Below are 25605 nucleotides of genomic sequence, written 5' to 3' on the forward strand. Positions count from 1 at the left end.
TCATTGCAAAGGCAGCCGCCGAGTCAGCCAGGGCAATAGCAGCCGGTTCAGCCGGGACAACAGCCGGTGGCGCAGGCCCAGCCAGTTAAGGTCCATGTGGTGACGGGCATAGCCGCCGTCGGGGTCGTTGGCCGGCGGCCAGGAGCTGCCGTCCGGCGTGGGCGAGCCGGGTTCGAAGTAATAGCCGGGGCAACACAGCGTGGCCGGGTCGTCCAGACAGCCGCTTTGCTGCGCGCACCAGGTGAAGAAGCGCGGGCCCACGGTGACGGCGGTGCGCATCGCCGGCGACTCGCGCAGCCTGGCCGGCATGGCCGGGTCCAGCGGCGCGGACTGGCCGGCCGCCAGCCGGTCCAGCACCGTGTTCCACAATGGGTGGCCGGGCGCGCTGCCTATCAGCGCGTTGTTGAAACCGTGGGTGCGCGACAGGATGAGCCGCCTTCCAGGCAGCAGCGGGTCTATGGGCCGCAGGTTTTCGATGTCCATGTCGATGTAGAAGCCGCCGTGCAGCGCCAGGAACAGGTAGCGGGCGGCGTCTATGCGTTGGATGTCGCGCTCGAAGCTGGCGTAGCGAGCGGCGAACCACGGGTAGTGTTCGTCAACCAGCGCCTGCATCCGGGGCGCGTCCCAGAACACGAACTCCCAGTCCGGATGCCGCCGCATCCAGGTGTCGCGGTAGCGGCGATATTTGTCCGGCAGCGCGGCGGCGCCTTGATACCAGATCTGATGGATGCGGCGCGGAATGTCCGCGGCCGGGGTGGCGAGTGTCGGGTTCACGAGAAGGTGGCTCCGCCGTCGATTGCGATGATGCGGCCGTTGAAGTAGTCGCATTCGATGATGAATTTCAGCCCCTGCCAGATTTCGGCCGGCTCGGCCATGCGCCGCAGCGGCACCTGGGCGATCAGTTCCTCGCGGGTGGCCGGCGCCAGGCCGGCGGCCATCGGGGTGTCGGTCAGGCCCGGGGCGATGCCGGCCACGCGAATGCCGAAGGGCGCCAGCTCCAGCGCCCAGGTCCGGGTGAGCGCGTCCAGGCCGGCCTTGGACGCCGCGTAGTTGGACTGGCCGGGATTGCCGGCGCTGGTGACCGAGGAGATGTTGACGATCAGGCCCGGCGTCTTGAGGCCGGACTCCACGCGAGCGGCGGCGAACTCGCGGCTCAGCAGATAAGGCGCGGTCAGGTTGGTTTCCAGCACCGACCGCCATTGCGCGGTGGGCAGCTTGCGGACGAAGCCTTCCACGTCCAGCCTCACCAGCCAGCCGTCGCGCAGGATGCCGGCGTTGTTGACCAGCAGATTGGCCGGTTCCGCCTGTTCCGACGCGGTTTTCAGAAAAGCGCGGACCGCGGCCTCCTGGCTCACGTCCAGCACCGAGCCGCGCACCGAGCCGGGTAGGCCGGCGGCGTCTTCTTCCAGCCGGCGCAGGCCGGCGGCGTCCAGATCCGCGGCGTGGACCCGAGCGCCGGCGCGTGCCAGCTCCAGAGCGAAGGCGCGGCCGATGCCGCTGGCGGCGCCGCTGACGATGGCGTTGATGTGTTCCAGTTTCATTCTGCGGTTTCCATGGTGGAGGGTTGAGCGGCGGCCCGGCGCAGCGCGTCGCGCTCGGCGTCGGACATGCCGCGCAGCTTCAGGTAGACGGCGGCGATCTTGGCGGCCAGGCCGGGCGCGGACTCGCGCTCCGCCAGCAGCGCGGCCAGGGCGCGCGGGGTTTGGGCGTGGAAGGTGGCGCGCAGCGGCAGCGTTTGCCGGAAGATTTTGTTGACGCGCACCTGGATGCGGGTGGCCAACAGCGAATGGCCGCCCAATTCGAAGAAGTCGTCGTCGGCGGCGATGCCGGCGCGTTCGAACACTTCTTCCCACAATGCGCACACCGCTTGCTCCAGCGCGCCCTGAGGGGCGCTGCCGGCGCGGGTCGGCGCGCTGGCGGCCGGTTCGGGCAGGGCCTTGCGGTCCAGCTTGCGGTTGGCGGTCAGCGGCAACTGTTCCAGGGTGACAAAGCGGCTGGGCAGCATATAGCCGGGCAGCGCGGCGGATAGCTGGGCGCGGACCCGCTGCAAGGCAGTCGGGTCGGCTTCGTCGCCGGAGCGCCAGGCGCCGCCGCCGTCCGGCACCAGGTAGGCCACCAGCCGGGCGTGGCCTTGCGGGTCGCGGCGGACGGCCGCCGCAGCCTGGCGCACGCCGGGCAGTTCGCGCAGCCTGGTTTCCACTTCCTCCAGCTCCAGCCGGAAGCCGTTGAGCTTGGCCTGGCCGTCCAGCCGGCCCAGCACGCGGACGCTGCCGTCCGGCCGCAGGCAGGCCAGGTCGCCGCTGCGGTAGACGCGGGCGCCGGGCCGGCCGGCCAGCGGGTCGGGTCGGAAACGGGCGGCGGTTTGCGCCGGCGCGCCCAGATAGCCCAAAGCCAGGCCGTCTCCGCCGATCTGCAGTTCGCCCGCCAGTTGCGGCGGCAGCGGCTGGCCGTGGTGGTCGGCCACCCACAGCGTGGTGCGGCGGACGGCGTGGCCGGCCGGCGGCGGCAGTTCCGCGCCGTCGACCCGGTGCAGCGCGGACCAGATGGTGGTTTCGGTGGGGCCGTAGACGTTCCACAGCGCGGCGCCGGCGTCCAGCAGCTCGCGGGCCAGGTCGGCGGGCAGCGCCTCGCCGCCGCACCAGGCGCGCAGCCCGGGCGCGGGCTTCCAGCCGGCTTCCAGCAGCATGCGCCAGCTGGCCGGCGTGGCCTGGATCACGCCGGCGCCGCGGCGCGCGGCCTCGGCGGCCAACGCCGGGCCGTCGCCGCTGGCCGAAGCCGGCGCGATGGCGACCGTGCCGCCGCGGACCAGGGGCAACAGCAGTTCCAGCGCCGCGATGTCGAAGGACCAGGTGGTGACCGACAGCAACACGTCGTCCGCGCCGAAGCCGGGTTCGGCGCTGAAATGCCGCAGGATGTTGGCCAGCGAGCGATGGGCGATCTGCACGCCCTTGGGCCGGCCGGTGCTGCCGGAGGTGAACAGGGTGTAGGCCGGCGCTTCCGGGTGGAGCGCGTCGCCGGGCAAGGGAGCGTCGTCGCCGTCGGCTTGAGGCAGAGGCGTCGGCAGCGTCAGCAGTTTGGCGGACGCGGGCCAGCCGGTCTGCTCGCCGTCGACGAGGACCAGGCCGGGGCGGGCGTCTTCCAGGATGGCGTCGCGCCGCAGCGGCGGCAGCGCCGGGTCCAGCGGCAGGTATTGCGCGCCGGCCCACAGCGTGCCCAGCAGGGCGGTCAGCGCGCGTCCGTCCGGCGGCAGGGCCAGCGCCACGGTGTCGCCGGGAGCGACGCCGCGCTCCGCCAACCGGCGCGCCAGCGCGCGCGCGCCGTTCACCAGTTGGCGGTAGCTCAGCTCGCCGTCCTCGGCGGCAACCGCGATCTTGTCCGGGTTGAGCCGCGCGGCGGCGGTCAACATGGCGAGCACATTATCGCCGCGCTCCGGCGGCGGGAAGGCGGCCGGAGGCGTCGGTTCGGCCAGACGCAACTCGCCTACGCGGGCCGCGCCGCCGGCGATCTGCCTCAGCAGCCGCGGCAGCGCTTCCAGCAGCGCCGCGACGCGTTCCGGTTCGATGCGGCCGGCGTCGAATACGCCGTCCAGCTCAATGGTGTCGGCGTCTGGCTTGACGTAGAGGGTCAGCGGATAGTTGGACTGTTCGCGCGCGGAGGCCGCGCCCACGCGCAGCGCTTGGGCGACGTCGCCGACCGAGGCGCGAATCGGGTAGTTCTCATAGACCAGCACCACGTCGAACAGCGCCTGGCGCGCGGACAGGCCGCTCCAGCGCTGGATGTCCACCAAGGCGCTGGACTCGAAGGGGCCCAGACGGCTCTGGGCGTTCTGCAGCCGGTGGAGAAAATCGTCCACCGCTTGAGCGGCCGAGCAGTCGGCGCGCAAGGGCAGGGTGGAGATGAACAGGCCGACGGCGGCGTCGCAGCCGGGCAGCGATTCGGGCCGGCCGGCCATGGTGACGCCCAACACTAGGTCGTCGCAGCGGCCGACGCGTGACAGAGCCACCGCCAGCGCGCCCTGGAATAAGGTGTTGAGCGTGACTTTGCGCTCTCGCGCCGTCCGCCGCAACTCAGCGGTCAGCGCGGAGTCCAGCCGCAGCGAATGGGCGCGCGGCTGGGGCGGGCCGCCGGCCGGCAGCAAGGCCAGATCGGCCGCGGCGGCGTAGCCGCTGAAGTAGTCGCGCCAGAAGTCTTCCTGGGCTTGGCGGTCGCTGTGCGCGCGCAGCCATTTGATGAAGCGCCCGAACGAGGGCGCCGGCGGCAGCGCCGCGCTCTGGCCTTGGCTCAGCCCGCGGTACAGGGTCAGGGCCTCGTCAAAGACGACGGCCATCGACCAACCGTCCAGCAGTGCGTGGTGATGGGTCCAGACCAGCCGCCAAGGCGCGCCGTTCCGGGTCAGCAGCGCCAGGCGCATCAAGGGCGGGGCGTCCAGCGCGAAGCCGGCGGCGCGGTCGTCGGCCAGATAGCGTTCCAGCGCGGTCTCGTCCGGCGTTTCGCAGATGGAGAACGGCAGCGCGGGCGCGCGATGGACCCGTTGCAGCGGCGCGGCCAAGCCTTCCCAGGCGAAGCTGACGCGCAGCGCGTCGTGCCGCGCCAGCACCTGCTCCCAGGCTTGGCGCAGCAAGACCGGATCCACCGCGCCGTCCAGTTCGGCGACCACTTGTTCTATGTAGACGCCGGCGGGGCCGGAAGAGGCTTCCATTCGCGAGTGGAACAGCATGCCTTCCTGCACCGGCGTCAGCGACCACAGGTCGACGATGTCGCCGCGCTCGCCCAGCGCCGCGGGCAGGCTGGTCTCATCCAGCGCGGCCAGCGGGAAGTCGTCCGGCGTCAGCGCCGCCGCCGCGGCGTCCGCGTCCAGGCTCAGCAGCGCGAGCAGCCGCTGCCGCATTTGCCGGGCGAGGGCCTCCACCGTCGCGCGCGGCAGCGTGGCGCGGCCGTAGTTCCAGCGCAGGGACAGTTTGCCGTCGCTGACCAGGGCCACGATGTCGATCAGCCGGGGGCGCAAGCCATCCGGGTCTTCCATCGCGCCCACGGATTCCGGAGCAGGCGCCAGCGCGCCGTCGGCCGGCAGGCTGGCGTCGAACTGGCCCAGGTAGTTGAAGGCGATTTGCGGTTCCGGCATGGCGGCCAGCGCGCGGGCGTCGGCCGCCTGACGTAGCGCGCCGTAGCCGGCGCCGCCGGCCGGCACCGCGCGCAAGGCTTGCTTGACCCGGCGCAGCAGCCGCGGCGGCGAAGCCTCGGCCAGGCCGGTCACGGTCAGCGGATACAGGGCGGTGAACCAGCCCACGGTGCGGGAGAGGTCCAGGGCCTCGTCGTCTCGGCCGTGGCCTTCCATGGTGAGGACCAGCGCGTCGGCGCCCAGCCAGTCGCGGAGCGCGCCCAGCGCCGCCGTCAGCAGCATTTCCTCGGCGCTGGCGCGCAGCGCTCCGCCGCGGAGCAGGGCGGCGGTCTCGCCGCTGTCCAGCGACAGCTCCACGGTGTCCGTCATCCCGTAGCGGTTGTCGCGCGCCGCCTCCGCCGTCAGCGGGACGCGGACCGCGTCGGCGGCCAGCCGCGCCTGGTCTAGCCAGTAAGCGCGTTCTTCGGCGGAGGGTTCGAACGGGCGCAGCGCCCAATGGCCGAAGCCGACGTTCGCCGGCATGGGGGCGACGCCGGCAAGCAGGCCGGCGAGATCTTGCAGCAGCACGCGCCAGGACACGCCGTCCACAATCAAATGATGGATGACCATCAGCAGCCGGCCGGCTTCGCCGTCGCCGCAATCGAAGTGCACGGCTCGCAATAGCGGCCCGCGTTCCAGATCCAGCTCGCGCTGCGCCGCTTCGGCGCGGGCCTCGACGGCGGCGGCGCGTTCGGTCGCCGGCAGCGCGCTCAGATCGACGCGTTCCAGCCAGTCTTCTTCGCGCAAGGCCTCGCGCGGCGCGTAGTGTTGGCGCCAGCCGTCGGCTCCGGCGGAGAAGCGCAGGCGGAAGGCGTCGTGGCTCTGTTCCAGCCGTAGCAGGGCGCTGCGCAGCGTCGGAGCGGAAATGCCGGCGGCCACGCTCAGCAGCAGCGCCTGGTTCCAGTGGCCGGGACGCGGCAGGGTGTCGACGCGTTCGAAGAACCAGCGTTGGGCCGGCGTCAGCGGAAGCGGAGCGCCTGGCGGAATGTCCTCCAGCTTGGCTTCCTGCCGCGCCGGGCGCGCTTGGGCGGCCAGCTCGGCGATGGTGGGGTGGCTGAAGATGTCGCGCGCGGCCAGCGTCAGGCCGGCCTGGCGGGCCTGAGCCACGATTTGCAGGCCTAGGATGGAGTCCCCGCCCAGTTGGAAGAAGTTGTCGTCGGCGCCGATGTCTTCGCGGCCCAGCGTTTGTCGCCAGATCGCGGCCAAAACCTGTTCCTCTGGGGTATTGGGCGCGCGGCTGCGCATTGGGGCCGCCGCGTCCGCCTGCGGCGCGGGCAGCGCGGCGCGGTCGGTTTTGCCGTTGGCGCCGACCGGCCATTGCCGCAGCGCGATCAATTGCGCGGGCAGCATGTATTCCGGCAGACGCAGGCGCAGCGCCGCCAGGATGGCGGCTCGCCAGTCGCCGGCCTCGGCCTCCGGCGTCAGCCCTACGTAACCGGCCAGCTTGTCCGCGCCGGAGCGGTCGCGGTAGAGCGCGGCGGCGGCTTGGCGCACGCCGGGGCAGGCGGCGAGGCCGGCTTCGATCTCTTCCAGTTCCACGCGCTGGCCGCGCAGCTTGACCTGGCCGTCGGCGCGGCCCAGGTATTCCAGCACGCCGTCCGGCAGCAGGCGCACGATATCGCCGCTGCGGTACATGCGGCCGCCGGGCAACGGCGACAGCGGGTCCGGGATAAAGCGCCGCGCGGTCTGCGCCGGCTGGCCCAGATAACCGCGGGCCAGGCCGCAGCCGGCGATGTACAGTTCGCCGCGCACGCCGGGGGGCACCGGATTGAGGCGGGCGTCCAGCACATGGAAGACGGCGCTGTCTATGGGGTGGCCGATGCCGATGGCGGCCGCGGGCGGGTCCGAACGCAGGTATTCCGCGCTGGAGGCGTCGATGGCGGTTTCGGTGGGGCCGTAGAGGTTGACCAGCGGGATGTCCAGCGCTGCGTGGAAGCGGGCCAGGGTGGCGGCCGGCAGCGCTTCTCCGCCGACGAAGACCCGGCGCAGCGCGCGGCAGCCGGCGAAGTCAGGCATCGACAGCAGCACGGCCAGCAGGCTGGGCACCAGCTGCAGCACGGTGACGCCTTGTTCGCGCACGGCGCGGATCAGGTAGTCCGGGTCGCGGTGTCCGTCCTCCGCCGCCAGCAGCAGCCGCGCGCCCTGAGTCAGCGGCGCCCAGAACTCCCAGACCGAGGCGTCGAAACCCACCGGGGTTTTCTGCAGCACCGCGTCGTCCGCGTCCAGCGGGTAGCGGCGGTTCATCCAGGCCATGTGGTTGTCCAGCGCGGCGCGGCCGACGGCGACGCCTTTGGGGCGACCGCTGGAGCCGGAGGTGAACAGCAGATAGGCCAGCGCGTCGCCATGGACGGGCGCGGCGGGGGCCGCCGCGTCTTCGTCGTTCAGATCGTCGGCCAGGTTCGCCTGCAAGACGGCGCAGCCGGGCGGCGCATAAGCGGCGGGGTTCAGGCTGAGCAGCTGCGCCGGGGCGGCCTCCCGCAGGATTTCGCGGCGGCGTGCCTCGGGCTGGCCTCGGTCCAGCGGCAGATAGGCGGCGCCGGCCTTCAAGGTCGCCAGCATCGCCACCACCAGTTCGGGCGAGCGCGGCAAGTCCAGCGCCACCACCGCGTCCGGGCCAAGGCCATGCGCCAACAGCCGGCGCGCCAGCCGGTTGGCCTGGCCGTCCAGCTGGGCGTAGCTCAGCGCCTCGCCGTTTCCGGCGACGGCGGGCGCGTCCGGTTGCCGCCGCGCGATGGCGGCGACCGCCTGCGGCACCGATAAGGCCGCGAGACCGGCGGACGGTCCGCGTAGCGGCTCGACAGCGGTCTCCGTCAGCGCGGCGTCCAGGCAGAGGGCGTCGGGGTCTCGCGCCAGCGCGGCGGCGGCGGCCAGGTAGAGCCGGCCGATGGCGGCCACTTGCTCGTCGGGGAAGGCGGCGCGGTCGTAGGAAAAGCCCAGGGTGACGGCGCCCTCGGCGCGGCTGGCGCTGAAGGTGACGGCCAGCGGGATGTCCACCGCTTCCAGGCGGCTGCTGTCCAGCACCTCCAGGCCGCCGCTCTCGCTCAGTTCGCGGTAGACGTGGAAATCCACATAGTTGAACGAGGCGTCGAAGCGGGCGGCCTCGTCCAGTTTGAGGATTTCCGCCAGCGGGAAGAAGCGGCGGGGCAGGCTGTTTCCCTCCGCCGTCATGGTTTCCGCCAGCAGCGCGCGCCAACTGCCGCCAACGCGGACGCGCAGCGGCAGGGTGTTGAGGAAGAGGCCCAAGGCTTCGGCGCCGTCGGCGTCCGCCGGCCGGCCGTTGCTGACCAGGCCGGTGACGATTTCGTCCTGGCCGCACAAGCAGGCCAGCACGCGGGCGTGCACGGCCAGCAGCAGGGTTTTCAGCGGCATGCCGCTGTCCGCGGCCAGCCGGATCAGCGCCGCGGCGGTGGCGCTTGGCAAGCGCGTTTCCCGCGAGCCCTCCCTGGCCTTGCCCGTCGGCGCGGTGCGTTGAGGCCAGCGCGGGATGGCGGCGGACGGCAGGCCTTTCAGCTGTGCGCGCCAGTAGTCTCGTTGCGCCGGATCGGCCAGCGCCGCGCGTTCGGCGGCGACGAATTCTCGGAAGGCCGCGCGCGGTGCCCGCGCGGGGCCGCCCTGGTCGCGCATCTTTTTGAACAAGGCCGCGCACAAGGTGGCCACGCTCCAGCCGTCCAGGATGGCGTGGTGGAAAGCCAGCGTTAGCTGCCACTCGTCCTCGGCCAGCCGCAGGCAGCCGACGCGCAGCAGCGGCGGCCGTTCCGGCGCGAAGCGCTGTTCGCTTAGCTGTCGCAGCTGGCTGGCGACGGCGTCGTCCCGTTGCTGCGGAGAAAGGCCGCGCAGGTCGTCGATGTCCAGGCTGGGCGTCAGATCGAGCCAAACCAGTTGCAGCGGCTGGGAGTAGCCGGCCAGCGCGAAGCCGGTGCGCAGCAGCGGGTGTTCGCGGCTCAGCTCCGCCAGCGCCCGGCGCAGGCGCTCCGGGTCGATATCGACGCGCAGCCGGTGGGAGAACACGTCGTGGTACAGGTTGCGGCCGTCGTCGTATTCATTGTGGAAGAGCATGCCGGCCTGCAGTCTGGCCAGGGGCAGCGCGTCTTCCACCTCGGGCGGCAGCCGCGCGCGGTCCGCGGCGTCAATCAGCGCGAACGGCGGCAGTGCCGTGTCCGGCGCGGCCGTGCTTTCGGCTTCGCCTATCGCTTCGACGATGGCTTCGATGGTGCCGTGGCGGAAAATGTCCTGGATGCTCAACGGGCAGCCGCGTTCCTTGGCCAGCCCGGCGATGCGCACGCTGCGGATGGAATCTCCGCCCAGCGTGAAATAGTTGTCTCGTATGCCGACGCGCGGCAGGTCCAGCACCTGGCGCCAGATCTCCGCCAGCAGCTTTTGTCTGGGGGTGGCCGCTTCGACATAGGGCGTGTCCAGCGCCGAACGCGCGCCTTGCGGCGAGGGCAGCGCGCGCGCGTCAACCTTGCCGTTGAGGGTGAGCGGAAACTCGGTCAACGCGATGAAGACCGCCGGAATCATATGCGCCGGCAAGCGCGCGGCCAGATGGCGGCGCAGGGTTTCGGCGCCGGCCGCTGCGGGGTCGTCGGCGAGCAGATAGGCGATGAGTTGGTTGTCGGCGGCGACGAGATGGACATCGCGCACCGCCGGATGGCTCAGCAGCGCCGCGCGCACTTCGCCCAGCTCGATGCGGAAGCCGCGAATCTTCACTTGATGGTCGATGCGGCCGCAGTAGAGCAGCTCGCCGTCGGCGATTCGCCGCGCCAGGTCGCCGGAACGGTAGCGCCGTTCCGCGCCGACGCCGGGAAAGCGTTCGGCATTGAGTTGCGGGCGGTTCAGATAGCCGAGGCTGACGCCGGCGCCGCCGACCAAGATTTCGCCGGGCGCGCCCAGGGGAACGGGGTGGCCGCAGGGGTCGGCCAGTTCCAGGCTCAGGTCGTCCAGCGGCTCGCCTATCGGGCTGAGTTCGCCGCCGGCCTCAAGATCGGCGGCGCGGATGCGGCGGAAGGTGACGTGCACGGTGGTTTCGGTGATGCCGTACATATTGGCCAGCCGCGGACTGTCGTCCCCGTGCCGCTCCAGCCACGGGCCCAATTCCGCCAGCCGCAGCGCCTCGCCGCCGAAGATCACCCAGCGCAGCGCGGACGGTCGCGGCAGCGGCGCGGCGGCTTCGGCCGCTATCGCCAGTTTGAACGCCGACGGGGTCTGGTTCAGCACGGTGACGCCTTCGCGGCCCAGCAGTTCGACGAAGGCGGCCGGATCGCGGCTGAGCTCGCGCGGCACCACGACGCAGCGGCCGCCATGCAGCAGCGCGCCCCAGATTTCCCATACCGAGAAATCGAAGGCGAAGGAGTGGAAATAGCTCCAGACGTCGCTTTCGTCGAAGGCGAAGTGGCGGGCGCTGGCGGAGAACAAGCGCAGCACGTTGCGGTGGGAAACCAGCACGCCCTTGGGCTGGCCGGTGGAGCCGGAAGTGTAGATCACGTAAGCGCCGTGCCCGGCTTCCAGGCCGGCGGGCGGCCGCGCCGCCGGCCTGGCGCCGCAGCCTATCTCCGCCAGCGACAGGCAGCGGTGTTCCGCCGGCAGCCGGGGCTTGAGTTCGGCGTCGGTCAGCGTGAGCAGCGCCTGGCTGTCGGCCAGTTGGTAGGCCAGCCGCTCCGCCGGATAGTCCGGATCCAGCGGCAGATAGACGCCGCCGGCCAGCGTCACCCCCAGCATGGCGGCGATTTGTCCGGCGGAGCGCGGCAGGCAAATGCCTACCCTGACGCCGGGCTGCACGCCGTCTTGACGCAGCCGTTCCGCGATGGCGGCGGCCTGGGCGCGCAGTTGCCGGTAGCTCAGCGTCGCGGGGCCGTCGCTGACGGCGATGCGGTCCGGAAAGCGCTCGGCGGCGGCCAGGAAGGCGGTGGCCAGGGTGCCCGGCCCGCCGCGGCCGGCCGGAGCGGTCGGCTGGATCGCGCTGGGCCGCACCAGGCCCAGCTCGCGCAGCGCGGCGTCCGGCCGCGCGGCGATCTGGCGCAGCAGCTCCAGGTAGGCTTCGGCCAGCGCCGCGGCCGGAGCATCGTCCACGCGAGCGCGGTCGAAGCCCAGCTTCAAGCTCAGTCCGCCGGCGCCCGGCACCAGGGTCAGGGTCAGCGGGTAGTGAGTGCGCTCGCGCTGGGAGACGTCCGATATCCGGAAGCCCAAGCCGTCCGAGGGCAGGGCCTCGCCTATCGGGAAGTTGTCTATCGCCACCAGGGTTTCGAACAGCGGCTGACCGCGCGGCACGCCGCTGTGGCGCTGCACTTCGGCCAGATCGCTGTGCGACAGCGATTGCAGCTCCAACTGACGGCGTTGCACCTCGGCCAGCCATTGCGGCAGGGCGGCGTCGGCCGGCACCGGCAAGCGCAGCGGCAGGGAGTTGATCAAGAGACCCACCATGCCGTCCACGCCGGGCAGATCAATGGCCCGGCCGGACAGGGTGAGGCCGAAGACCACGTCGTCCTGGCGGCTGTATCGGCTGAGCAGGATGGCCCAGGCGCCCAGCAGCAGGCTGCCCGGGGAGACCCGGCAGCGTTCGGCGGCGGCCGCGAGGTCGCCGTCGGCACGGTAGTCCAGCCGCATCTCGATCTGGCCGACGTCGGCGCCGGCCAGCGCGCCCGGCAGCGCCGGCCGGTCCAGGCCCAGCGGGGTGGGCGCGGCCAGATCGCCCAGCGCGGCGCGCCAGCGCTTGGCGGCGGCGTCCTGGTCCTGGCGGCCCAGCCAGCTGAGGTAGGCGGCGAAGGGCGGCGGCGCCGAGGGCAGCGCCGCGCCGGACAGCAGGGCGAAGTAATCGCGCATCAGGATGGGCAGCGACCAGCCGTCCAGCAGAATGTGATGATGGCTCCAGATCAGCCTCCATTCCTCTTGCCCGTAGCGCAGCAGGGTCAGCCGCATCAGCGGCGGCCGGTTCAGCTGGAAGCCGCGGCGGCGGTCTTCGTCCAGCAGCGCTTCCAGCCGCCGTTCGCGCTCGGCGGGATCGTCCCGGCTCCAGTCGTGGACGTCCAGCGGCGTCCGCGCGTGGCGAAACACCACTTGGCGGGGCTCGGCCTGGCCCTTGGTGACGAAGGCGGTGCGCAGGATGGGGTGGCGCTCGGCCAGCCGCTCCAGCGCGTCGGCCATGGCGGCGGGATCCACCGCGCCGTCCAGCCGGCAGATCAATTGCTCGAAATAGACCGGGGAGCCGGGCGCGAACAAGGTGTGGAACAAGACGCCGCGTTGCAGCGGGCTCAGGGGCAGGATGTCCTGGATCTGGTCTTTGAGGTTCGGTGTGCTTGTCATGTTCATTCGATGTCGGTGAGGTCGTCCAGCAAGGCGGCCAATTCGTTCTCCTCCAGCGCGACGCCGGCGAAGTCCGAGGTGTGGTAGGCGACGGCGGGCAGGCCGCCGGCGCGGCAGAGCGCGGCCAGTTCTTCCAGCGCCAGCCGGCACTGTTCGGCCAGCGCCGGGGTTTCGTGGGCGTCGGCGTAGTCGAAGTCCAGCCGCAGGCGGCCCTTCTCTATGCGGGCATTGACGGAGATGGCGTGTGGTAGCCGCTGGCGCGGGTCTTGCGCCGGCCCGGCCTCTAGCGTCGACAGCCGCGCCCGCAGCCGCGGCAGCACGCCGTCGGCGGCGTCGTCCAGCCGGCCCAGGTAGTTGAAGCTGAGCGGCCGAGGCGGCGCCTGGTCCAGAGCGGCGGCCTGGGCCGGGTCGCCCAGATAGCGCAGCACGCCAAAGCCGATGCCGCCGCCGGGCACGCCGCGCAGCGCGGCCTTGGTCGCCGCGGCCGCGGGCTCCCAGCCGTCGCCGGCCGGCTCTATGCGCAGCGGGTGCAGGCAGGTGAACCAGCCCACGCTGCGCGACAGATCGGGCGCGGGGCCGGCCGCCGCGTTGCGGCCGTGGTTTTCCAGGTCCAGAGCGAGCGCGGGCAGGCCGCTCAGCCGGCGCCAGGCCAGGGTCAGCGCCGCCAGCAGCAACTCCTGCGGCTGAGCGCGGTAGCGTTCGGCGCCGCCCTCCAGCAGCGCGGCGCTGGCGTCGGCGTCCAGGCTGACCGTCGCGCGGCGGCGTTCCGCCACGCGGCCGACGGCGGCAAGTCCCGGCGGCGCGGCCAGCGGGGAGACGGCGCGGCGCCAGTAGTCGAACTCGCCGGCCAGCGCGGGCGCGTCGTCCGCCAGAGATTGCGCCCAGGCCCGGTAGCTGACGGGCACGGGAGGCAGCGAGGGTTCGGCGCCGTCCATGGCCTGGCCGTAGGCCTGGTCCAGGTCGTCCAGCAGAATGCGCCAGGACACCACGTCCACTACCCAGTGATGGGCGATCAGCAACAGCTCGGCGCGGCCGCCCGGCCCGGCCTCGATCAGCACGGCGCGCAGCAGCGGGCCGTGTTCCAGGTCCAGAGAAGCCTGCAGCCGCGCGCAGCGGGTTTGCAGCTCCGCCTCGCGGGCGGCGGGCTCCGTCGCCCGCAGCGTCAGCGTTTCAAGCGGCGGCGCGCCGCGCGGCCCGTAATGCTGGCTCCAAGCGCCGTCGGGCGCGCGGCGCAGCCTCAGACGCAGCGCGTCGTGCCGCAAGGCCACGGCCGTCAGCGCCGCCTGCAAGGCGGCGGGGTCCGCGGCGGAGTCCAGGCTCAGCCGCAGGCTGAGGTTCCAGTGCTGCGGCGCGGGCCAGTCTTGTTGCAGGAACCAGCGCTGGATCGGCGCCAGCGGCGCCTCGGCCTGTTCCGGCTCCTCGATGTGCGCCCGCCGCGCGGCGGCGCCGGCCACGGCGGCCAGTCCGGCCACCGTGGGATGGGCGAACAGCGCGCGCGGCTCGATGTCGAAACCGGCCTGCTTGGCGCGAGAGACGATCTGCAGGGCCAGAATGGAGTCGCCGCCGACGGCGAAATAATTGTCGTGAACGCCGATGCCGCTCCGCCCCAGCGCCGAGCGCCAGATCTCCAGCAGCGCGGCCTCGGCCGGGTTCAGCGTCTTGTACGCGTCCGGCGAGTCCGGCGCGGCCTCCTCCGGCGACGGCAGCGCCGCGCGGTCTATTTTGCCGGCGGGGGTCAACGGCCATTGCCGCACGCCGACGATGGCTTGCGGCAGTTCGTGGGCCGGCAGGCGGGCGGCCAGGTGCTCTCGCAGCGCGGAGGCGTCGAAGCCCGCTTCCGGCTTGAGCCGCGCGTAGGCCACCAGTTGGCGGCGCTCGCCGTCCAGGCGGATCAGCGCCAGCGCTTCGTCCACGCCCGGATGGGCGCTGAGCGCGGCGGCGACGCCGTCCAGTTCGATGCGGTAGCCGCGGTGTTTAACCTGGCCGCCTGCGCGGCCGAGGAAGCGGATGCCGCCGTCGGGCAGGTATTCGCCGAGGTCGCCGCTGCGGTACAGCCGCGCGCCGGGCAGGCCGGACACGGCGTCCGGCACGAAGCTGGCGGCGGTGCGGCCGGGCTGGCCGATATAGCCGCGCGCCAGCGCCTCGCCGCCGATGTGGATCTCGCCGGGCACGCCGGGCGGCACTAGCGCGCCCCAGCGGTCCAGCAGATAGAGGCGGACGCCGGCCATGCCGCGGCCTATGGACGGCAGCGGCTCCACGGCGTCGCAGACCCGCATGCTGGCGCAGACCGTGGCTTCGGTCGGGCCGTAGGCGTTGACCACGCGGCGGGCGGCGGCCCAGCGCGCCAGCAGGCCGGGCGCGGCGGCTTCGCCGGCGGCGATCAGGGTGCGCAGGCCGGGTAGATCGTCTTGATCCAACGCCGCCAGCAGCGCCGGGGGCAGGGTGGCGTGGGTCAGACCGTGGCGCTGCGCGGCGCGGCGCAGAGCGCCGGCCGGATCTTGCGCGGCGTCGGCCTCCGGCAGGCACAGGGCCGCGCCGCTGCCCAGCGCCATGAAGATTTCCGACACCGAGGCGTCGAAGCTCAGCGGGGCGAACTGATAGACCCGGCTGCCGGCGTCCACCTGGAACACTTCGCATTGGGCGCGGCAGAGATTGGCGACGCCGCGATGGCTGACGCCCACGCCCTTGGGCCAGCCGGTGGAGCCGGAGGTGTAGATGAGGTAGGCCAGGTTGTCGACGCCGGCGGCGCAGGGCGGGGCGGAGTCCGGCGCGGCGTCAGCAGCGTCTGGGGCTTCGTCCAGCAAGAGCAGGCTGGCGGGCAACCGGCTCAACGTCGGCAACAGGCGGGTTTCGCTGAGCAGGATGGCGGCGCGGCTGTCTGCCAGCATGTAGTCCAGCCGCTCGGCAGGGTAGGCCGGGTCCAGCGGCAGATAGACGGCGCCGGCCTTCAGCGTGGCCAGCAGCGCGGTCACCGCGGCCGCGCCGCGCGGCAGCAGCACGCCCACCACGGTTTCCGGGCCGGCGCCCAGCGCTTGCAGCCGGTGGGCCAGCTGGTTGGCGCGGGCGTCCAGCCCGGCGTAATCAAGCGCGCCGTTTTCGTCCAGCAGCGCCGGCGCGCGCGGAGCGGCGGCGGCTTGGCGCTCGAACAGGCGCTGCGCCAGTTGCGGCGACGCCAGCGGGGGCCGGGCGGCGTCGGCTATCCGCGCCCGCCGCGCTTCCGCCGGCAGCAGCTCGATGGAGGCGACGGCGGCGTCCGGAGCGGCGACCAGGCCTTCCGCCACGGCGAGCAAGCCTTGCAACAATGCCTCGGCCGCGGCGTCCGCGACGCGGCTGCGGTCGAAGGTGAGCTTGACGGTCAAGGCCGCGCCCGGGATCACGGCCAGCGTCAGCGGATAATTGGTGTGCTCGCTGAAGCGCGGAGTTTCAAAGCCCAGGCCGGCGGCCTCGTCGCGCAGCAGCGCGTCGGCGGGGTAGTTCTCGAAGACCAGCAGCGAGTCGAACAACTGGGCGTTGTCGCGGCCGGCCCAGCGCTGGACGTCCACCAGCCGGTTGTGGGCGTAGTCCTGCACCTGGGCTTGATTGGTCTGTACCTGGGCCAGCAGCGCGCGCGCGTCGGCGGCGGGGTTGAGCCGCACCCGCAGCGGCAGGGTGTTGATGAACAGCCCTATCATTTCGGCTATGCCGGGCAGATCGCCGTTGCGGCCGGACAAGGCGGTGCCGAAGACGATGTCCTCGCCGTGGCCGCTGCGCGCCAGGGTCAGCGCCCAGGCGGCCTGGAACAGGGTGTTCAGCGTGCTGGAGCAAGCCTGCATCGCGGCGGCGGCGCGCGCGCTCCATTCCGGCGACAGCCGGATTTCCCGTTCGACGAAGTCGGCGTCGCCGTCGGCGGGGCCGGCGAGCAGGGTGGGGTGTTCCAGCCCGGAAAAGTAACGACGCCAGAACCCTTCGTCCGAGCGGGCGCGGCGGCCGGTGCGGTCCAGCCAGCCGATATAGGCGGAGAACGGCCGCGCCGGCGGCAGGGCCGGGGTTTCGCCGCGGCTGAGCGCGCGGTACAGGGTCAGCAGCTCGCGGAAGAACAAGGGCAGCGACCAGCCGTCCAGCAGCAGGTGGTGATAGCTCCAGATCCAGCGCCAGCGGTCCTGGCCCAGCCGGATCAGCGCCAGCCGCATCAGCGGCGCGGCGTCCAGGGCGAAGGGCCGCGCGGCGTCTGCGGCCAGGTAGTCGGCCAGCGCGGTTTCGGGCTCGGCCAGATCGGACCAGTCCAGCCGGCTGATCGGCAGCGGCGCAGCGCGCATCGCCGCCTGCAGCGGCTGGGTCAGGCCCCGCCAGTGGACGCTGGAGCGCAGCAGCGGATGGCGCGTCAGCATCGCGCGCCAGGCCTCGGCGAAGGCGTCCGGGTCCAGCGCGCCGTTGACCACGCTGCTGAGTTGTTCCAAGTAAGCGCCGTCGGCGGCGTCGGCCACGCTGTGGAACAGCATGCCCTGTTGCAGCGGGGACAGCGGATAGAGATCGTCGAAGGGGCCGGTCCGGCGCGCCAGCTCCTCGACGGCGGCCTGTTCCAGACGGGCCAGCGGGTAATCGGCGGCCAGCAGCGGCGCGGCTTCGATCTCGTCCAGCGCCAGCGCCAGTTCGCGGGCGAAGGCGTCGGCCCAGCCGGCGACGGTGGCCGGCTCGAACTGGCCGCCGGGGTAGCGCCAGTCCACGCGCAGCCTGCCGTCCAGCACGACCAGCACCAGATCCAGCGCGAAGGGGCGCAGGTTGTCGGCGGCGCGTTCTCCGGTAATCAACTCGGGCCGCAGTTGGAACCAGGCCTTGTCGACGCCGCGCGGCGCGCCCAGGTAGTTGAAACTGATTTCCGGCAGGCCGGCCGCCTCCAGTTGCCGGCGCGCGTCCAGATCCGGCCCCAGCCAGCGCGCCTGGCCGTATTCCGGCGCGACGGGCGTCAGCCGCGACAATTGCGCGGCGATGGAAGCCAGGAGATCGGCCGCGCCGGCGGCGGCGGCGTCGCCGGCCACGCTCAGCGGATACAGCGCGGTGAACCAGCCCACGGTGCGGGACAGGTCCAGGCCGGATTCGGCGTCGCGGCCATGGTGTTCCATCGTCACAGCGAAGCGCGGGGCGTCGAGCCGGGGCGCCAGCGCGCGCCACAGCGCCAACAGCAGCAGGGCGCTGACGCGCTGGCCGGCTGCCCGGGCGCCGGCGGCCAGCAGGCGGCCGGTCAAGGCCGCGTCCAATTCGCGGCTGAGCAGCCGCGAGGCGGCTTCGGTATTGGCCGCAGGGGCGGCGGCGTCGCGGCGCAGCGTCGGGAAACCGGCCTCGGCCTGGCTGAGCCAAGGCGCGGGGTCCGCCTCGGCGGCCTCGGCCCGTTGTTGTTCCGCCCAGCGGTGCCAGTGGGCTGGCACGGCGGGGAGTTGCGGCGTTTCGTCGTGCGCCAGCGCGTCCAGCGCCTGGTTCAGATCGTCCAGCAGAATGCCCCAGGACACCGCGTCCACCGCCAGATGGTGGACGATCAGCGCCAGCACCGGCGCTTGTGGGCCGCGGCGCAGCAAGAGCGCGCGGGCCAGCGGGCCGGCGCTTGGGTCTAGCTCGCGCTGGACTTGTTCCAGCGCCGCGCGCGCGGCTTCGTCGCCGTCGTCTGTTAGTTCCAGTTCGCGGCAAGGCCAGCCGCCGGTCTCTTCGCTTAGCGCCGGCTCCGGCGTGAAGCGCAGGCGGAAGGCGTCGTGGCGCGCGGCCACTGCGTCGAGCGCGGCTTGCAGCCGGACCGCGTCCACGGGGCGGGCCAGTTGCAGCGCCAGCGCTTGGTTCCAGTGCCGCGGCTCGGCCAGACCCAGGCCGGCGAACCAGCGCTGGATGGGCGTGGCCGGCAGCGGGCCGGCGGCCGCGGCTTCCTCCTCGGCCGCGGCCGTGCCGAGCGCGGCGGCCAGTTGGCGGATGGTGGGTTCCAGCAGCAGCTGGCGCGGGCTCAGCGGCAGGTCTTGCGCCCGCGCCCGGGCGACCACTTGCAGGGAGAGGATGGAATCGCCTCCCAGGGCGAAGAAATTGTCGTCGATGCCGGGCAGGGGCACGGCGAGGACGTCGGCCCAGATTTGGGCGAGCGCGCGTTCCGCGTCGGAGCGGGGGTCGACGCGCGGCGCGTCGCTGGCGGCTTGCGCGGCCGGCAGGGCGGCGCGGTCGATCTTGCCGTGGTGGGTCAGCGGGAAGCGCTCCAGCGCCACGATGACGGCGGGCAGCATGTGCTCGGGCAGCTCGGCGGCCAACGCGGCGCGCAGGGCGGCGGGTTCGGCGTCGCCGACGGCGTAGGCCACCAGCCGGGGTTCGCCGGCGGCGGGGCGGTCCAGCAGGACCAGAGCCTCGCGCACGGCGGGCAGCCGGCACAGCGCGGCTTCGATCTCGCCCAGCTCGATGCGGAAACCGCGCAGCTTGACCTGATGATCGGCGCGGCCCAGGTATTCGATCTCGCCGTCGGCGCGGCGGCGGGCGAGGTCGCCGGAGCGATACAGGCGGGAGCCGTCGGCGGCGAAGGGGTTGGGCAGGAAGCGGGAGGCGGTCAGCGTCGGGCGGTTCCAGTAGCCGCGAGCGACGCCGGGGCCGCCGACGTAGATCTCGCCGGGCACGCCGATGGGCACCGGCTGCAGGAAGCGGTCCAGCAGATGGAAGGCCAGATCGGGAATCGGCGGGCCGATGACCTGACCCCGGCGAGCGTCGAGATCGGCCTGTCGGATGGCGCGCTGGGTGACGTGCACGGTGGTTTCGGTGATGCCGTACATATTGACCAGCTCGGGACGTTGATCGCCGCGTTGTTGGAACCAGGGCTCCAGACTGGCCAGTTCCAGCGCCTCGCCGCCGAAGATCACCAGACGCAAGTCCGGCAAGGCGTGAGCGGCGGCGGCGGGGATCAACTGGCGGAAAGCGGCCGGGGTCTGGTTCAACACCGACACGCGATGCTGCTGCAGCCAATCGGCGAAGGCCTCCGGCGAGCGGGACACCCAGTAAGGCACCACCAGGCAAGTGCCGCCGAACAGCAGAGGCCCCCAGATCTCCCACACCGAGAAATCGAAGGCGTAGGAATGGAACAGCGACCAGACATCGTCGGGACCGAAGGCGAAACGCTCGGCGGTGGCGGCGATCAATCGGACCACATTGTGGTGGCTGACCACGCAGCCCTTGGGGGTGCCGGTGGAACCGGAGGTATAGATGACGTAAGCGGCCTGCTGCGGATGCAGACGGCGCGGCGGCGGCGCGGCGTCGCCGGAGGAGACGGCCACATCCAGCCAGCGCAGGGCGAGGCCGGCGGGCAGGGCATCGGCGGACTCGGCGTCGCCGACGACGACATGGATGGCGCTGTCGCGGACGAGGAACTCCAGGCGCTCGGCGGGATAGCCGGGGTCCAGCGGGACATAGGCGGCGCCGGCCTTGAGGATGGCGAGCATGGCGACGAGGAGATCGGGCTGACGCTGGCAGCACAGGCCGACGCGTTGTTCCGGCTGCACGCCGAGCTGGAGTAATTGCCTTGCGAGCTGATTGGCGCGGGCGTCGAGTTCTTGGTAGCGCAGGGCGGAGGTTTCGCCCTGGACGGCGACGCGCTCGGGGAAGGCCTGGGCGGCGTGTTCGAACCAGCTGCAAAGGTCGGGATGGGGCGGGGCGATGGAAATGGGCGCGGGGCCCAGTGCCTGGGCGGCTTGCTCGGCGTTCAGCAGCGGCAACCGCGCCACAGGACAATCCGGTTGAGCGGCCGCGGATTGCAGCAGTTCACGATAGTGTTCCAGCCAGCGGGCCGCTGTGTCGGCGCCGATCAGGCCGGCGCGGTATTCCAGCGTGGCGCGCAGGCCGTCGCCGGCCGGCTCCAGCATCAGGCTCAGGTCGAATTTGGCGTCGGCGGGGAATAGCGGCAGCGCTTCCGCTTCCACGCCCTGCCAGTCCAAACGGCCCAGCGGCGCGTTCTGCAGCGCGAACAGGGCGCGGAACGGCGCGTCCTGGGCCTGGGAACGGGAGCCGGCCAGTTTCACCACCTGATCGAAGGGCGCGTGCTGATGGGCGAAGGCGTCCAGGCAATCGGCGCGGTTGCGCGTCAGCAATTGAGAAAAGCTGGGCGAGCCGCTCAGATCCTGACGCAGGATCAGGGTGTTGACGAAGAAACCCAGGGTCTGTTCGAACTCGGCGCGGTCGCGATTGGCCACAGGGCTGCCGACGCAGATGTCGTCGCGTCCGCTCAGCCTTTGCAGCAGCGCCTGGAAGCCGGAGAGCAAGGCCATGAACAAGGTGGCGTCGGCGGCGAGGGCCAGCTTGCGCAGCGGGTCGACCAGCGAGGCCGGCAGCGTCAGGCTGACGTGGCCGGCTTCCTCGCTCCGGCTTTGGCCGGCGGCGTAATCGCCGGGCAGCTCCATTTCGCCGTCTAGGCCGGCGAGGCGTTCGCGCCAGTAGCGCAGCGCATCGGCGTCGCTGTCGCCGCCGGCGCGGGTTTCGCGTTCCCATTCGGAAAAGTCGGCGTATTGCAGCGCCTCGGGCAGGGCCGGCACGGGTAGGCCGGCGGCCAGCGCCGGGTAGAGCGCGCCCAGTTCGCGCACCAGCACGCCCAGCGACCAGCCGTCGCAGGCGATGTGATGGATCACGATGGAGAGCACATGGTGTTGAGGGCCCAGAACGAACAGGCGCGCCCGGATCACCGGATCGCGCCGCAGATCGAAACGCAGGGCGGCTTCCGCGCGCAAGCGCGCCGGCAGGCCGGCCTCGTCGCAGGCGGTGCGCGGCAGCTCGCAACCGGCTTGCGGGCGGATCAACTGGCAGGGTTCGCCGTCGACCAGATCGTATTGAGTGCGCAGGATCTCATGGCGCGCCACCAGGGCGTTCAGAGCGGCTTGCAGCGCGTCGGCGTCCAGTGCGCCGCGCAGGCGCAGGGCCAGCGGGATGTGGTAGGCCGTCGAGTCCGGCGCCAGGTCCGCCAGCGTCCACAAGCGGCGCTGGGCGCCGGATTGCGGGAAAACATAGGCGTCGAAAGAGGCGTGGGCGTCAATTGCGTTCATGGTTGGCCTTGATTGGACTGCTGGGATGAGGTGTCGCCGTCGGCGCCGAACGTGACGCGCGCCAGCTGGCGGCGCGCTTGCCGCACCGGCGAGGCGGCCGATGTCTGTCCGCGCTGCGCGTCGATGTGTTGCGCCAGTTCCGCCGCGCGCGGATGTTCGAACAGGAGGCGCAGGGGCAGCGGAACCCCCAGGCGTTCGCGCAGCCGGTTGGCGGCGCGCACCGCCAGGATGGAGTCGCCGCCCAACTCGAAGAAGCTTTCATCGCGGCTGACTTGCGGCAGCTGCAACAGATCGGCGAACACCTCCGCCACCAGGAATTCGCTGGGCGTGCGCGCCGCTTCGAAGGCGCGCCGCGCCAGCGGCTCCGGCGCCGGCAGGGCGGCGCGGTCGATCTTGCCGTGGTGGGTCAGCGGGAAGCGCTCCAGCGCCACGATGACGGCGGGCAGCATGTGCTCGGGCAGCTCGGCGGCCAGCGCGGCGCGCAGGGCGGCCGGTTCGGCGTCGCCGACGGCGTAGGCCACCAGCCGGGGTTCGCCGGCGGCGGGGCGGTCCAGCAGGACCAGAGCCTCGCGCACGGCGGGCAGCCGGCACAGCGCGGCTTCGATCTCGCCCAGCTCGATGCGGAAACCGCGCAGCTTGACCTGATGATCGGCGCGGCCCAGGTATTCGATCTCGCCGTCGGCGCGGCGGCGGGCGAGGTCGCCGGAGCGATAGAGGCGGGAGCCGTCGGCGGCGAAGGGGTTGGGCAGGAAGCGGGAGGCGGTCAGCGCCGGGCGGTTCCAGTAGCCGCGAGCGACGCCGGGGCCGCCGACGTAGATCTCGCCGGGCACGCCGACGGGCACCGGCTGCAGGAAGCGGTCCAGCAGATGGAAGGCCAGATCGGGAATCGGCGGGCCGATGACCTGACCCCGGCGAGCGTCGAGATCGGCCTGTCGGATGGCGCGCTGGGTGACGTGCACGGTGGTTTCGGTGATGCCGTACATATTGACCAGCTCGGGACGTTGATCGCCGCGTTGTTGGAACCAGGGCTCCAGACTGGCCAGTTCCAGCGCCTCGCCGCCGAAGATCACCAGACGCAAGTCCGGCAAGGCGTGAGCGGCGGCGGCGGGGATCAACTGGCGGAAAGCGGCCGGGGTCTGGTTCAACACCGACACGCGATGCTGCTGCAGCCAATCGGCGAAGGCCTCCGGCGAGCGGGACACCCAGTAAGGCACCACCAGGCAAGTGCCGCCGAACAGCAGCGGCCCCCAGATCTCCCACACCGAGAAATCGAAGGCGTAGGAATGGAACAGCGACCAGACATCGTCGGGACCGAAGGCGAAACGCTCGGCGGTGGCGGCGATCAGCCTGACCACATTGTGATGGCTGACCACGCAGCCCTTGGGGTTGCCGGTGGAACCGGAGGTATAGATGACGTAAGCGGCCTGCTGCGGGTGCAGGCGGCGCGGCGGCGGCGCGGCGTCGCCGGAGGAGACGGCCACATCCAGCCAGCGCAGGGCGAGGCCGGCGGGCAGGGCATCGGCGGACTCGGCGTCGCCGACGACGACATGGATGGCGCTGTCGCGGACGAGGAACTCCAGGCGCTCGGCGGGATAGCCGGGGTCCAGCGGGACATAGGCGGCGCCGGCCTTGAGGATGGCGAGCATGGCGACGAGGAGATCGGGCTGACGCTGGCAGCACAGGCCGACGCGTTGTTCCGGCTGCACGCCGAGCTGGAGTAATTGCCTTGCGAGCTGATTGGCGCGGGCGTCGAGTTCTTGGTAGCGCAGGGCGGAGGTTTCGCCCTGGACGGCGACGCGCTCGGGGAAGGCCTGGGCGGCGTGTTCGAACCAGCTGCAAAGGTCGGGATGGGGCGGGGCGATGGAAATGGGCGCGGGGCCCAGTGCCTGGGCGGCTTGCTCGGCGTTCAGCAGCGGCGCGGCCAGCCAATCGGCGTCGGTATCTTCGGCCAGCGACGCCAGCGCCCCTTGCAGATAGCCGGCCATATCCTCCATCTGCGGCGCGTCGAATTCCGCCTCGTCCCAGGCCAGCGTTAGTTCCAGGCCTTGGTTTCGTGGATCGCGGCTGAATTGCACCAGGCAGGGAAAGTCGGTTTCCTCGAACACTTCCACGCCTTCCACCGTCACGTCGGGCAAGCGCAGCGCTTGTCCGTAGACATGAAAGTGGATGTAGTTGAAGCCGACTTCGAAACCGCGCCTGCCGTGGTTCAGTTGCATGATGGCGGCCAGCGGCAGGCGACGCAGCGCTTGCAAGGCCGTTTCCTCGGCAAAGACGCGGCGCGCCAGTTGCGCCCAACTGCCGGTTCGCAGTGCCACGCTCAGCGGAACGGTGTTCAGGAAGAGGCCTAGCGCGGCGGCGCTGTCTTCGCGTTCGGGGCGGCTGTGGGTGACGTAGCCGGTGCTGGCGGCGGCGGAACCGGTCAGCAGCGCCAGCACGCGCAGGTGAGCGGTGAGCAATACGGTTTTGAGCGGCAGCGCCAGCCGCGCGGCGGCGGCGTCCAGCGCCATGGACAGTTCGGCCGGCAGCATGCGGCTGAGACGGCGGACGCTGCGCGCGCCGCCCGCGGCCGGCTGAGGCCTCAACCGGGGCAAGACAGAGGCTTCCAAGCCAGCCAGCCGTTGCCGCCAAGCCGCTTTCAGCTCAGGGGTGTTCTCGGCTTGTTTTTCCTGTTCGATGAACAGCGCGCTCAGCGCGCCGGACGCGTCGGCCGGGCCGGCGCTTTGCGCGTGCCGCGCCAGCCGCAGCAGGTCGGTGACCAAGGTGGCCACGCTCCAGCCGTCCAGAATCGCGTGATGGAAGCTTAGCGTCAGCCGCGCGCGGCCGGTGTCCAGCCGGAACAGGGAGAGGCGCAGCAGCGGCGGGGATTGTGGCTGGAAGGGCCGGGCTTTTTCCGCGGCGACGAAGTCGGCCAGCGCCCGGCTTTGCGCTTCGGGCGCCAGCGCGCGCAAGTCGGCGACGCTTAGCGGGATGTCGCCGTCGCGATGAATCAGCTGCAGCGGTTCCGAGTAGGCGTTCCAGTGGAAGGTGGTGCGCAGCGCGGCGTGGCGTTCCGCCAAGCGGCGAACAGCAGCGCGCCAGGCGGCTTCGTCCCAGGGCAGGCGCAGATCGAAGCTGAAAATGTCGTGGAAGATGGCGCCGTTTTGCGACAGCTCGCTGTGGAACAGCATGCCGGCCTGCAGCCGCGACATGGGCAGCGCTTCGATCACGTCGTCCGGCAAGCGCAGCCGGTCGGCGTCGGAAATCAGCGAGAAGGCTTGCCGCGCGGCGGCGCTTGCGCCGTCGTCGGCGGGCTCCGGCGCTTCGCACAGCTGGCGAATGGTGGGCCGGCTGAACAGCTGTTGCACGTTGAGGGCCAAGCCCTGGTCGCGGGCGCGGGCGACCACTTGCAGGGAGAGGATGGAATCGCCTCCCAGGGCGAAGAAATTGTCGTCGATGCCGGGCAGGGGCACGGCAAGGACGTCGGCCCAGATTTGGGCGAGCGCGCGTTCCGCGTCGGAGCGGGGGTCGACGCGCGGCGCGTCGCTGGCGGCTTGCGCGGCCGGCAGGGCGGCGCGGTCGATCTTGCCGTGGTGGGTCAGCGGGAAACGCTCCAGCGCCACGATGACGGCGGGCAGCATGTGCTCGGGCAGCTCGGCGGCCAACGCGGCGCGCAGGGCGGCGGGTTCGGCGTCGCCGACGGCGTAGGCCACCAGCCGGGGTTCGCCGGCGGCGGGGCGGTCCAGCAGGACCAGAGCCTCGCGCACGGCAGGCAGACGGCACAGCGCGGCTTCGATCTCACCCAGCTCGATGCGGAAACCGCGCAGCTTGACCTGATGATCGGCGCGGCCCAGGTATTCGATCTCGCCGTCGGCGCGGCGGCGGGCGAGATCGCCGGAGCGATACAGGCGGGAGCCGTCGGCGGCGAAGGGATTGGGCAGGAAGCGGGCGGCGGTCAGCGCCGGGCGGTTCCAGTAGCCACGAGCGACGCCGGGGCCGCCGACATAGATCTCGCCGGGCACGCCGACGGGCACCGGCTGCAGGAAGCGGTCCAGCAGGTGGAAGGCCAGATCGGGAATCGGCGGGCCGATGACCTGACCCCGGCGAGCGTCGAGATCGGCCTGTCGGATGGCGCGCTGGGTGACATGCACGGTG

Annotated in this window: 5 protein-coding genes (1 of these 5 running past the window's edge); all 5 read right to left on the minus strand. The window is 72.0% G+C overall.

Features of this window, described 5'->3' with window-relative positions; all coding sequences use genetic code 11:
* Tightly spaced (each overlapping or abutting the next), the 5 genes in view from GYH29_RS03155 to hmlA form a layout consistent with a single transcriptional unit that may run on beyond the window.
* Positions 1-774, minus strand: coding sequence for a glycosyltransferase family 32 protein (locus GYH29_RS03155; RefSeq protein ID WP_019102903.1), 774 nt, complete (start codon positions 772-774; stop codon positions 1-3).
* The gene (gene hmlD, locus GYH29_RS03160; RefSeq protein WP_161523171.1) at positions 771-1541 is read right to left on the minus strand and encodes an SDR family oxidoreductase HmlD; all 771 of its coding nucleotides are present in this window, start codon (positions 1539-1541) and stop codon (positions 771-773) included. The genes GYH29_RS03155 and hmlD overlap by 4 nt, the downstream gene beginning before the upstream one ends.
* Positions 1538-12460, minus strand: coding sequence for a jagaricin-like haemolysin non-ribosomal peptide synthetase HmlC (gene hmlC, locus GYH29_RS03165; RefSeq protein ID WP_456298363.1), 10923 nt, complete (start codon positions 12458-12460; stop codon positions 1538-1540). Before hmlC ends, hmlD begins: the two co-directional genes overlap by 4 nt.
* Positions 12457-21474 carry a jagaricin-like haemolysin non-ribosomal peptide synthetase HmlB gene (hmlB, locus tag GYH29_RS03170; RefSeq protein WP_161523173.1) on the minus strand — a complete coding sequence of 3006 codons (9018 nt, stop codon included), beginning with the start codon at positions 21472-21474 and terminating at the stop codon, positions 12457-12459. Before hmlB ends, hmlC begins: the two co-directional genes overlap by 4 nt.
* On the minus strand, positions 21471-25605 hold the 3' portion of the coding sequence (gene hmlA, locus GYH29_RS03175; protein WP_161523174.1) for a jagaricin-like haemolysin non-ribosomal peptide synthetase HmlA. The gene runs 2195 nt beyond the window's last position; only the last 4135 of its 6330 coding nucleotides appear in the window; its start codon lies off the right edge, out of view; it ends in the stop codon at positions 21471-21473. Before hmlA ends, hmlB begins: the two co-directional genes overlap by 4 nt.

This window comes from Chromobacterium haemolyticum, from assembly GCF_009936155.1.
GTDB classification, from domain to species: domain Bacteria; phylum Pseudomonadota; class Gammaproteobacteria; order Burkholderiales; family Chromobacteriaceae; genus Chromobacterium; species Chromobacterium haemolyticum.